Source organism: Solwaraspora sp. WMMD937 (assembly GCF_029581175.1).
Taxonomy (GTDB): domain Bacteria; phylum Actinomycetota; class Actinomycetes; order Mycobacteriales; family Micromonosporaceae; genus Micromonospora_E.
In genome coordinates this window covers 5150839-5164144 of the sequence record NZ_CP120738.1, presented here as the reverse complement: position 1 = coordinate 5164144, position 13306 = coordinate 5150839, and the positions used below count along the sequence as shown (strand labels likewise).

At 71.8% G+C, this 13306-nt stretch carries 2 protein-coding genes; both read left to right on the top strand.

Features of this window, described 5'->3' with window-relative positions:
• The first annotated feature begins 290 nt into the window (after window positions 1–290).
• Entirely contained in the window at window positions 291–8438 is an 8148-nt protein-coding gene (locus O7621_RS22755) for a type I polyketide synthase (protein ID WP_282231142.1), read from the top strand.
• A 5-nt stretch (window positions 8439–8443) separates the two neighbouring features.
• Complete coding sequence (locus O7621_RS22750) at window positions 8444–13243, top strand: type I polyketide synthase (protein ID WP_282231141.1); 4800 nt, start codon at window positions 8444–8446, stop codon at window positions 13241–13243.
• The last annotated feature ends 63 nt before the right edge of the window (window positions 13244–13306 follow it).

The window sequence follows — 13306 nt, the reverse complement described above, 5'->3', positions numbered from 1 at the left end:
TACGGATCCACCACCTGTCCGTCCGATGTGACCTGAGTCACCAGATGGTTTCCGGCGGATCTGGCAATGTTGCCGGTTGCCGTCGGAAGCCGGTCAGCTGACCTGGTTTTGCCCGTACCAGGTTGGCGTTATTGGTCGGCAGAGTTCACACGGTCGTAACTGGTTGCCGCTAAGTTTCTCCGCAGAGTGACATCGATTGATGCAGAATATTCGCTCTGAGCTGCCGCAACGGTGGATCCTCCGGCGGTCAGCATCGAATCCGGGACCACTGCTCACGAAGCGGGAGTCTGATGAGTACTGCAGTCGACATGCGTGACCTGGTGATCGCCTACACCCCCTGCGGCGAGATCGAGCCGAGCCCACGCATCGCCAGCGCGGTTCGCCGGGGCGGCGGCACCGGCGTGCTCGACCTGGCCGGAACCCGGCCACAGGTCCTGCGCGCCGTGGAGCAGTTGGCCGCCTGGTCGGACGGGCCGATCGCGGTCCGCGTACCGGCGAGCTGTCCGGCCTCGGTGGACGACCTCGAACGGCTCGCCCCCGGCCGGGTGGAGCTGGTGGTCGTAACCGGCGAGCTGCCGTGGGACCTGTCCGAACTGGTGACCCGCTACCGCGTACTCGCCGAGGTGACCAGCCTCGCCGCGGCCCGGACCGCAGCGGCGGCGGGTGTGCACGGGCTGATCGCCCGTGGCATGGAGTCCGGTGGCGAGGTCGGCGAGCTGAGCACCTTCGTTCTCGTCCAGCAACTCACCGCCGCCGACCTGGGCGTGCCGGTCTGGGCGCTGGGCGGGATCGGGCCGTACACGGCCGCAGCCTGCGTCCTGGGCGGGGCCGCCGGTGTGGTGCTGGACAACCAACTGGCCTTGATGCCCGAGTCGGACCTGCCGGCCGACGTACTGACCGCGATCCGGCGGATGGACGGCTCGGAGAGCGTCCTGGTCGACGGATACCGGGGGATCCCACGGGCTCCGCGCCGGCCGGGCGCGGCCGGTGTCCCGGCCCGCGCCGACCTGCTGCCGGTCGGCCAGGACGGCTGGCTGGCAGCCGAGTTCGCCGGCCGCTGGTCCGACGCCGCAGCCGCGGTCCGTGGCATCCGCGAGTCGATCGTCGACGCGACGACCGACGGCGCTGCGGCCGAGGTACTGCGCCCCGGCGGTCCGTTGGCCCAGGACCTCGGCCTGCGGGTGCCGGTCGCGCAGGGCCCGATGACCAGGGTCAGCGACGAGGCCGGCTTCGCCGCGGCAGTCGCCGCCGACGGGGCGCTGCCGTTCATCGCGCTGGCACTGGCCACCGCCGAACGCACCGAGGAGATGCTCACCGACACCGCCGCCCGCATCGGCGGACGTCCCTGGGGCGTCGGTGTGCTCGGCTTCGCGCCCGAGGAGATCCGCGCCGCCCAGCTCGACGTGATCCGGCGGATCCGCCCGGACTTCGCCATCATCGCCGGGGGCCGCCCACCACAGGCCAAGGAACTGGAACGGGAAGGGATCCGGACCTTCCTGCACGTGCCGTCACCTGGGCTGCTGCGCCAGTTCCTGCGCTCCGGTGCCCGCCGGTTCATCTTCGAAGGCGCCGAGTGCGGCGGCCACATCGGCCCGCGGGCCAGTTTTCCACTGTGGGAGGCGCAGCTCGCCGTACTCGCCGAGCACCTCGCCGGTGCGACACCGGAAGAGGCGGCCGAGATCCAGATCTTCTTCGCCGGCGGCATCCACGATGACCGGTCGGCGGCCATGATCGCCGCGATGGCCGCCCCGCTGACCCGGCGAGGCGTCCGGGTAGGGGTGCTGATGGGCACCGCCTACCTGTTCACCGCGGAGGCCGTCGCGCACGGCGCGATCCAACCAACCTTCGCCCGGATGGCCCGGGAAGCGACCCGGACCGCGTTGCTGGAGACCGCACCGGGACACGTGACCCGGTGCCTGCAGAGCGACTTCGTCGACGACTTCCACGCGCTGCGAGCCGAACTCGAGTCGGCCGGCCTGGAGAACCGCCAGGTGTGGGAGCACCTCGAGCTGCTCAACGTGGGCCGGCTGCGGATCGCCAGCAAGGGTAAGCGGCGCGACGGCGACGCGCTGGTGGACGTCGACGAGGCGGCCCAGCTCAGCGAGGGCATGTTCATGGCCGGCCAGGTCGCGGTGCTGCGGGAGCAGGAGACCACGGTCGCGGCGCTGCACGGTACGGTCACCGACCAGGCGGTCGCCTTCCACGCCGCCCGGTCCCAGCGGCTGCGGGCCGACTGGACCCCGGCCGAGCCGGAGGCGCCGGCGGAGCCGCTGGACATCGCCATCGTCGGCATGGCGTGCATGCTGCCGAACTCGCCGGACCTCGCCGCGTTCTGGCGTACCGTGCTGGACGGCGCCGACGCTGTCACCGAGGTGCCACCGCACCGGTGGAACCCGGACATCTACTACGCGTCCGAGGTCGGACCCGGTCAGACCGGCCGGTACAGCGTCTCGAAGTGGGGTGGCTTCCTCGCCGAGGTCCCGTTCGACGCCATCGGGTACGGGATTCCGCCGTCCGCCCTGGCCAGCATCGACCCCACCCAGCTACTGGCCCTGGAGGTCTCCCAGCGGGCCCTCGTCGACGCCGGCTACACCCCCGGCAGCGACGGGGTGGACCACTCCCGTACCGGAGTGATCTTCGGAGCCGAGGCCGGCAGCGACATGGGGCACGCGCAGACGCTGCGGACCATGCTGCCGGCCTACCTGCCGGAGGTTCCCGGTGAGCTGGACGAGCAGCTGCCGACCGTCACCGAGGACTCGTTTCCCGGCATCCTGGCCAACGTCATCGCCGGTCGGGTCGCCAACCGGCTCGACCTGGGCGGCCCCAACTACACCGTCGACGCGGCCTGCGCCTCGTCGCTGGCCGCCATGGACGCCGCCTGCAAGGAACTCGCCAGCCGCGGTAGCGACCTGATGATCTGCGGTGGTGCCGACCTGCACAACGGCATCAACGACTACCTCATGTTCACCTCGGCGCACGCGCTGTCCCCGACCGGGCGGTGCCGTTCGTTCGACAGCGCCGGTGACGGGATCGCGCTCGGCGAGGGCGTCGCCGCCGTCGTGCTCAAGCGACTGTCCGACGCGCAGCGCGACGGTGACCGCGTCTACGCGGTGATCAAAGGACTCGGCGGGTCCAGCGACGGACGGGCGCTGGGCCTGACCGCGCCCCGGGCGGCCGGCCAGCGGCGTGCCCTGGACCGCGCGTACCGGCAGGCCGGGGTGTCGCCGGCGCAGGTCGGCCTGATCGAAGCACACGGCACGGGCACGGTGGTCGGCGACCGTACCGAGCTGGAGACGCTGACCACGGTGTTCAGCGAGGCGGGTGCCACACCCGGCAGCTGCACCCTCGGGTCGGTCAAGTCGCAGATCGGGCACACCAAGTGCGTGGCCGGTCTGGCCGGTCTGATCAAGGCCACGCTCGCGCTGTACACCGGGGTCCGGCCGCCCACCCTGCACGTGACCCGGCCCAACCCGGCCTGGCACCCCGATCGGAGCCCGTTCGCCTTCGAGACCTCAGCGCGGCCGTGGGCGGCACCGGCCAGCGAACGCGTCGCCGGGGTCAGCGCCTTTGGGTTCGGCGGCACCAACTTCCACGCGGTGCTCAGCGCCTACGCCGACGCACCCGAACCGCGACACGCCCGCGACGAATGGCCGGCCGAGCTGTTCTGCTTCCGGGCCGGCGACCGGGCCGGCACGCACCAGGCGATGCGGGCGCTACTGGACACCATCGACACCCGCGACGCGCTGGGCCGGCGCTGGCGGTTGCGCGACCTCGCCGCCGCCCAGTCCCGCCAAGCTGAAAACCGGTCCGGCCCGGTGCAGGTCGCCATCGTCGCCAGTGACCTTGACGACCTGGCCGGACTGCTGCGCCGGGCGATCGCCGGTGAGCACGATCCGGCGCGTGGGCTGTTCCAGCCGGCTGAGCCACCGGGCGCGGACAGCAAGGTCGCCTTCCTCTTCCCTGGCCAGGGCAGCCAACGCCCGGGCGCGTTGGCCGACCTGTTCGTAAGCTTCCCCGAGCTGCGGCGGTTCCTGGGCATCGGCCGTGACTACGTCGAACCGCTCTTCCCGCCGGCCGCGTTCGACCCCGAGTACGACCGGGGTCACCAGGACCGGGTCCGGGACACCCGGATCGCCCAGCCGGTGCTCGGCATCGGTGGGCTCGCCGTGCACCACCTGCTCGGTCGGCTGAACATCCGGCCGGACCTGGCCGGCGGGCACAGCTACGGCGAGCTGGTGGCGCTGTGCGTCGCCGGCGCATTCGAGGACCGGACACTGCTCGAGCTGAGCCGCCAGCGCGCCGACGCGATCCTGGCGGCTGCCGGCAACGATCCCGGCACGATGGCCGCAGTGGCGGCCACCGCCGAGCAGATCGGTGAGGTGCTGTCCGGCGCCGGGCTGGCCGGTGAGGTGGTGCTCGCCAACCACAACGGCCCGCGGCAGGTGGTGATCTCCGGCCCGACCCCGGCGGTGCGCCGCGCGGTGTCCGTACTCAAGGAGAAGGGGCTGTCCGCCCGGCCGATCCCGGTGGCCTGTGCGTTTCACAGCCCGGTGGTCGCCGACGGTGTCACCGCCTTCAGATCCACCCTCGACGGCCATCCGGTGGCCGCCCCCAGCCTCCCCGTCTGGTCCAACCGCACCGCCCAGCCCTACCCGGGTGGTGCAGACCAGATCCGCGACGAACTTGCCGCGCAGATCGGCGCCCCGGTGCGGTTCGTCGACCAGATCGAAGCGATGTACGCCGCCGGAGCCCGCGTCTTCGTCGAAGCCGGTCCCGGCCAGGTACTCACCCGGCTGGTTGACGCCGTCCTGGGTGAGCGCCCACATGTGGCGGTCGCCTGCGATGGTCGGCGGGCGGACGGACTACGTGGCTTTCTCTCCGCCGTCGCCGAACTGGCCTGCGCCGGGGTCCCGGTGCAGACCGACTGGCTCTACCGCGGCCGGCGGGTCGCCGAGATCGCGCCCGCCCCGCCGTCGTCGCGTCCGGTCTGGACGGTCGACGGGCAGCTGGTACGCGACCAGCATGGCCGGCCGCTGCCCGGCGGCATGACGCCTCCCCGACAAATCAAGGAGCTGTCGATGAGTGCATCCACCGAGGCCGGAAACGGTCGTGGTCTCGGCAACGTGTCCGGCAACGGCCATGGTCCCGGCAACGGCCATGGCAACGGCGTGGCACATGTGCCCGGCAACGGGCACGGTCCGAGCAACGGGCACGGTCCGAGCAACGGGCACGGTCCGAGCAACGGCCATGGCAACGGCGTGGCGCATATGTCCGGCAACGGGCATAGCCATGTCCACGGCAACGGGGTCAGCCACCTTCCAGCTGCCGATGCCGGGGTCCGGCCAGTCCCCGCAGCCGGCTACCGGGACGGGCGCGACGAACTGATCAGCGAGTTTCTGCGGACGAGTCGGGAACTGATCGCCTCCCAGCGGGACGTGATGTTGGCGTACTTCGGGGAGCAGCCGCCGGCGGGCAACGGGTGGGTCGGGCCTGCGGCGTATCCGTCGGTGGTGGCTCAGCCGGCGATTGCCGCGCCGAGCGGCTACCCCGAGGTGGTCGCGCCGACCAGCGCACCCCGGGTGACGGATCTGCCGGCCATCCCGGCCTCGCCTGTCGACCCGACGCCTCCGGCGGCCCCTGCCGCCCAGGCTGCTCCGGCGGCCCCTGCCGCCCAGGCGGCCCCTGCCGCCCAGGCGGCCCCTGCCGCCCAGGCGGCCCCTGCCGCCCAGGCTGCTCCGGCGGTGCGCGAGGACGTGCCGGCGGCCACGACGGTCCACAAGACCGCCGCACCGGCTGTCGCCGCCACGTCAGTGGCGGCCCTCACGGATCCCGTGTCGACGACAGCGGCGGTGACCGCGACAGTCGCGGTACGGCCGGCGGCCGCGTCGGTGGGGGTGGTGCAGTTCCAGGAGGCGATCTTGGAGGTGTTGAGTGAGCGGACCGGGTATCCGGTGGATTTGATCGAGTTGGATTTGGATCTTGAGGCGGATCTGAGTATCGATTCGATCAAGCGGGCTGAGGTTGCTGGTGAGGTTGCGACCCGGTTGCGGTTGTCGGTGGATGGTGACGAGTCGGAGTTGGAGGAGCTGGTTCGGGCTCGGACGGTGCGCACGATGGTGGCGTGGTTGGCCGAGAAGATGGCGGCCGCACCAGCGACTGTCGAACCGGCCGAGTCGGTGGCCGCACCGAGCCCTGTGCCTGCCGTCACGGCGACTGCAGCGTCCGCGCCCGCAGTCGCGACGCCTGCCGCCCCCACGTCATCCCCGGCGGCCGCGTCGGTGGGGGTGGTGCAGTTCCAGGAGGCGATCTTGGAGGTGTTGAGTGAGCGGACCGGGTATCCGGTGGATTTGATCGAGTTGGATTTGGATCTTGAGGCGGATCTGAGTATCGATTCGATCAAGCGGGCTGAGGTTGCTGGTGAGGTTGCGACCCGGTTGCGGTTGTCGGTGGATGGTGACGAGTCGGAGTTGGAGGAGCTGGTTCGGGCTCGGACGGTGCGCACGATGGTGGCGTGGTTGGCCGAGAAGATGGCGGCCGATCAGGCACCCGATGCGGCACCGGCGGCAGCGCCGGCCGTACCCCCGGCGGCCGTCCCGACCACGGCCACCGCGCCGGCCGTCTCGGCACCTGCCGCCCCCACGTCATCCCCGGCGGCCGCGTCGGTGGGGGTGGTGCAGTTCCAGGAGGCGATCTTGGAGGTGTTGAGTGAGCGGACCGGGTATCCGGTGGATTTGATCGAGTTGGATTTGGATCTTGAGGCGGATCTGAGTATCGATTCGATCAAGCGGGCTGAGGTTGCTGGTGAGGTTGCGACCCGGTTGCGGTTGTCGGTGGATGGTGACGAGTCGGAGTTGGAGGAGCTGGTTCGGGCTCGGACGGTGCGCACGATGGTGGCGTGGTTGGCCGAGAAGATGGCGGCCGATCAGGCACCCGATGCGGCACCGGCGGCATCTCCGGCGCAGCCGGCCGGATCCGGCCCGGACAGCGGTACGGCCCCACGTCGACTCGTTGCCCGGCCGGTTCCCGCCACCGGTGCGGTCGTCGCGCCGGAGACGCTCGCCGGCACCCGGTTCCTGATCACCGGCGGGTCGCCGGCCCTGGCACCGCTGGCCGAGCAGCTCGCCCAGCACGGCGCGGCAGGCGCCACCGGATCGATCCACGCCGGTGGGTCGGACCAGGTGACCGGCCACGACGGCGTGATCATCCTGGACGGACTGAACGACAGCGGCGGGCCGCTGCTGCCCGGCATCTTCCCGTTCATCAAGCAGGCCCTCGCGGCGGGCGTGCGGTGGCTGGTCGCCGCCGGCACCGCCGGTCCGCGTACCGACGGATTCGCCGGCCTGTTCCGGACCATCCAACGGGAGTACCCGCAGGTCTCGGTGACCTATCTGGAGGTACCGGCGGGCGCCGACCACACCCAGCTTGCCACCGGCCTGGTCACCGAACTGCTCAGTGGCGGACAGACCCCGATCGTCACCTGGTCGGCGACCGGCCGGCAGACCGTCGACCTGGCTGCGGTCGATCTCGGCCCGCTCGCCGCAGGCGGTGCCGGACCGGCCGGTGACGGTGTCGCCGAGACCCAGGCGATCGGTCTGGACCAAGACTCGGTGGTGGTGCTCGTCGGTGGTGCCCGGGGCATCACTCCGTGGTTCGCCCGTACCTTGGCCGCCGCCAGCCGGTGCCGCATCGAGCTGGTCGGCCGTACCCCGCTGCCGCAGGAGGCGGAGTCCCCGGCGCTGGCCGCTGCGGCGGACAAGCCGGCGTTGCGGGCCGCGCTGGTCGCCCAGGGGATGCGCGCACCGGCGGAGATCGACCGTACGGCCACCGCGATCCTGGCCGCCCGCGAGGTCCGCGCGACCCTGGACGAGCTGCGTGAACTCGGCAGCCAGGTGCGCTACCACAGCCTCGACGTCACCGACGCCGACGCCACCCGGCAACTGCTCAAGGAGATCCAGGGCGAGCACGGACGGATCGACGGTCTGGTCTACGCGGCCGGCCGGATCGAGGACAAGCTGATCGCCGAGAAGGATCCGGCGTCGTTCGACCGGGTGTTCCAGACGAAGGTGCAAGGTGCGGTGACGGTGCTCGACGCGCTACACGACGGCTCCGAGCCACGCTTCGTAGTGCTGTTCGGCAGCATCGCGGCCGCGTACGGCAACCGGGGTCAGAGCGATTACGCCGCCGCCAACGACGCGCTCGACCGGATCGGTGGCCGATGGGCGGCCGGCACCGGGGTACGTTGCCTGACCGTGCACTGGGGGCCATGGGCGCCGGGCTCAGTGCACGGCGGGATGGTCAGCGCCGAGCTGAGCCGGGAGTACGCCCGCCGGGGCATCGACCTGATCGATCCCGAGGAGGGCGCGCTGAGTCTGCTACGCGAGCTCGCCTGGGGTGACCCGGCGGTCACCTCCGTGGTCTACACCGCCTCGGGATGGTGAACCAGATGTCGGACCTGAACGACCCACACCAGACGATCGCCATCGTCGGTATGGCGGCGCTGATGCCGGGCGCCCCCGACCTGGATGCCTACTGGCGCAACCTGGTCGACGGCGTCGACGCCATCACCGACGTGCCGGCGCACCGCTGGGACGAGGAGTTCTACGATCCCGACCAGGCGCACCGCCCTGACCGGATGTACTGCCGGCGTGGTGGGTTCGTCGACGACCACGCGAGCTTCGAGCCGCTGCGCTTCGGCATCATGCCGACCTCGATCGGCGACATCGAACCGGACCAGCTGATCACCCTGCAGGTCGCGGCCGCCGCCATCGACGATGCCGGTGGCCAGGACCGGCTGCCGGACCGGGACCGGATCGGCGTCCTGCTCGGCCGGGGCGGGATCCTGAGTCCGGCCCAGGCCCGCTACGCCCAGCGGGTCCGGATGTCCAGCCAGGTCATCGGCATTCTCAAGGAGCTGATCCCGGATTTGCCGCCGGAGAGCCTCGACCGGGTCCGGCGCAAGTTCGATGAACGGCTCGGGCCGCAGCAGCCCGAGGGCACGATCGGACTGGTGCCCAACCTCGCCGCCTCCCGGGTGGCGAACCGGTTGAACCTGCGGGGTCCGTCGTACACCATCGACGCCGCGTGTGCCTCGTCGCTGATCGCGGTCGACCAGGGCATGACCGAACTGCGGGCCGGCCGGTTGGACGCGGTGCTCGCCGGCGGTGTGCACCATGTGCACGACATCAGCTTCTGGTCGGTGTTCAGCCAGCTCCGGGCGCTGTCCCGGCAGGGTGAGATCCGTCCGTTCGACTCGTCGGCGGACGGTCTGCTGATCGGCGAAGGCACCGGGATCGTGGTGTTGAAGCGCCTGGCCGACGCGCTGGACGCCGGTGACCGGGTGTACGCGGTGATCCGCGGCAGCGGCGTGTCCAGCGACGGCCGCTCGGCGAGCATGTTCAACCCGGCGAGCAGCGGACAGTCGCTGGCCATCCGGCGGGCCTGGCAGTCCGCCGGCCTGGATCCGACCGCGCCGGATGCGCTCGGCCTGCTGGAGGCGCACGGCACCGGCACGCCGACCGGGGACGCCGCCGAACTGGTCACTGTCGCCGAGGTGTTCGGCGGTTACCAGGGCGGCCCACGGCCGGTGATCGGCTCGGTCAAGTCGATGATCGGGCACACCATGCCGGCGGCCGGGATCGCCGGCATGATCAAGGCGACCCTCGCCGTGCACCGGGGCGTTCTGCCACCCACCCTGCATTGCGGGCAGCCCCGCGAGGAGATGGCCGCGACCCGGTTCGCGCCGATCGCCGCCGCCCAGCCGTGGGAGAGCGACGGACCTCGCCGGGCCGGGGTCAACGCGTTCGGCTTCGGTGGGATCAACGCCCACCTGATCATCGAACAGCCACCCTCCGCTCCGTCCGCCTGGGCTGCCGTGCCGAACGGCGCGGCCGGGCAGCCGGTCCGCCCGGGCCGCGTCGAGGTCGAGGAACCGGACCAGGTGCTGTGGCTGGCCGCCGACGACCCGGCCGGTCTCGCCGTGCTGCTGGACCGCGACGATTCCTTGGTACGGCGCGAGGGCACCGCGTTCGCCGACGGCCCGCATGCGCACGCCGCGCCGCCGTGCCGGATCGGGGTGGTGGATCCGACCGACAAGCGGCTGGCCACCGCCCGCCGCGCGGTGAGTCGGGGGGAGCCCTGGCGGGGTGCCCGGGACATCTGGTTCACCACGGCCCCGCTGCTGACCGCCGGCGGGAAGCTGGCGTTCGTCTTTCCCGGGCTGGAGGCCGAGTTCACGCCGCGTACCAAGGATCTGGCCGCGCACTTCGGGCTGGTGGACCGGGAGTGGTCCGCCGCCGATCTGGGCCGGCACGGTGCCGGCCTGATCGAAGTGGGAAAGTTCCTCGACGAGGTGCTCGGCCGGATCGGCATCCGGCCGGACGCGGTCGCCGGGCACAGCATCGGTGAGTGGTCCGCCGCGGCGGTGAGCGGGCAGGTCAGCACCACCGACATGGATGGTTTCCTCAAGCTGTTCGACGCCGACTCGGTGGCGGTGTCCGGCTATGTCTTCGCCGCCGTCGGTGCCGGTGCCGACCAGGTGACGCCGGTGCTCGGCGGCTATCCGGGAGTGGTCCTGTCCCACGACAACGCGCCCGCGCAGTCGGTGGTCAACGGCCCGGAGGAGCAGGTCGACCGACTGATCGACGAGCTGCGCCGGCGCAACGTGCTGTGCCAGAAGCTGCCGTTCCGGTCGGCCTTCCACACTCCGGCGTTCGCCGACGGGCTGCGGTCGATCGGCGTCGCCCTGCAGTCCTGGCGGGTGCATCCGACCACGGTGCCGGTCTGGTCGGCGACCTTGGCGGCACCGTTCCCCGCCGATGAGCAGCAGGTCAACCAGATCTTCGTCCGGCACATGATGGAGCCGGTCTGGTTCCGGCAGTTGACCGCCGCGATGTACGACGCCGGGTTCCGGGTCTTCCTACAGGTCGGAGCGGGACAGTTGGCGTCGTTGGTCGGCGACAATCTGCGCGGGCGGGATCATCTCGCGATGCCGGTCAACGTGGGTCACCGTACCGGTCTCGATCAGTTGCGCCGGGTGGCCACCGCGCTGTGGGTGGAGGGCGCGGCACCGGACCTGCGGGCGCTGCGGCCACCTGCTGCGGTCGCCGCCCCGGCGGAGCCGGCACCGGCTGTCCCGGCGGCACCACCGCGCCGGGGGCCGAAGATCCAGCTGGACCTGGGTGGCCCGTTGGTGCGCCTGGGGCCGGGTGCCGACACCCTGCTCGGCCTGGCCGATCTGCCGTCGCACCGGCCGTCCGGTCCGCCGGTCGTCGAGGCCCAACCGTCGGCCACCGCCACCGCCGCACAGGAGGTACCCGCGCCGCCTGTTGAACCCCGTCCACCTGCTTCACCCCGGCGACCGGCGCACGCCGAATCGCCGGCAGAAACTGAGCCGTCGGCAGAAACCGAGCAGCCGGCCGGTTCGCTCACCGCGTTGCACCGGCTCGCCGGCCGGTCCAAGGCCGCCGCCGAGCTCGCCGCGCTGTTGCGGGACACCGCGGACGGCGCGGTGACCGTGCTGGATGCGGCCACCCGACCCGCCGGCCCGGCCCCGGTGGCAACGGCTCCGGTGTCTCCAGCCACGCCGGCCCGGCCGGTCACCGCACCGCCGGCGGACGCCCGGCCGGTCACCGCACCGGCCGCAGCCGGGCCGACCAGGTCGGCGCCGGTGCCGACGGCCGCCCCGCCGCCCCGTACCGAGATCGCCCGGACCACCCTGCGGGTCTCCGTGCAGACCATGCCGTACCTGCTCGACCACTGCTTCTTCGTGCAGCCGGAGGACTGGCCGAACCCGGAGGACCGGTGGCCGGTGGTGCCGGCGACGACCGTCGTACACCACATGATGGACGCCGTTGCACAGGCCGTCCCCGGTCTGCGGGTGATCGGTGTGCGCGATGCCCGGTTCAACCGGTGGACTATCGCGGCACCGGCGCAGGACGTCGAGATCGTCGTACGGTCGGCCGGCCCGGACTCGTACGCGGTGAACTTCGGCAGCTTCGCCCGGGCGACGGTCGACGTGGCCGCCGACTATCCGGCCCCGGTGAGCGAACCGTGGACCCATGACCCGGCCACCGAGACCGCTCCCCGGATCAGCGCCGAGGAGATGTACGCGGAGCGGCTGATGTTCCACGGTCCCCAGTTCCACGGGGTGACCACGGTGCACGCCCTCGGCGAGATGCACGTACGCGGCGTGGTCACCGCGCCCGTCCCGCCGGGTGCCCTGCTGGACAATGCCCTGCAGCTGATCGGGAACTGGCTCATCACCACCCAGGCGATGCGCACCGTGGCGCTGCCGGTCGGTCTCGGCCACGTCCGGTTCTTCGGCCCGCCGCCCGAGCCCGGCACGGCTTTCGAGTGCGTCGCCCGGGTCCGATCGATCGACGACGCTCAACTGGTCGCGGACACCCAGCTGTCCGTCGGCGGCCGGGTCTGGGCGCAGATCGACGGCGCGGTCGACCGTCGGTTCGACAGCCACCCACAGGCACGTCCGGCGGAACGATTCCCGGAACGTCACCCGATGTCGGTCCGCCAGCCGGAAGGGTGGACCGCAGTGTTCGACTGCTGGACCGATCTGGTCACCCAGTCGATGGCCGCACGGGGCATCCTCGGTACCGCCGCGTCCGCCGACTACGAGCGGCAGCCAGGGAAGATCCGCAAACAGTGGCTGCTCGGCCGGATCGCGGCGAAGGATGCGGTGCGGTTCCGACAGTGGGACGCCGGGCACACCGACGTGTACCCGATCGAGTTGACCATCGCCAACGACCCGAACGGCCGGCCGCGTGCCGACCTGCGTCCCGGCCGGGACCTGCGGGAATGCGACCTGTCCCTGGCACACTGCGCCGAAGCCGCCGTGGCGATCGCCGGCCCCGCCCGGTCGACGCCGGACGGCCCCGGCGTCGGTATCGACATCGTCGAGGTCACCGACCGGCCGGACAGCACGGTCGACTACGCCCTGTCCGGTGCGGAGGTCGCGTTGCTCGACCAGGTCAGCGCCGGCAGCGACCGGTGGTTCTGGTTCGCCTGTTTCTGGACGGCCAAGGAGGCTGCCGGCAAAGCGGAGGGGACCGGGCTGGATGGAGCGCCCCGCCGGCTACGGGTGGTCACCGTCGACGCCGGCACCCTGCTGGTCGTGGCTCCGTCCGGCAGGTCCTACCGGGTCACCTGCCGCAGCCTGGAGAACCCGCCCGACCTGCCGCAGCGACGCTATGTCGTTGGCTGGACCTGGGGCCCGGAACCTACCCGGTAGGCCCCGAAAGCGGCCCGATCGACCCACCGAGAAAGCCGATCGACGTCCTGACAAGGAGACCCG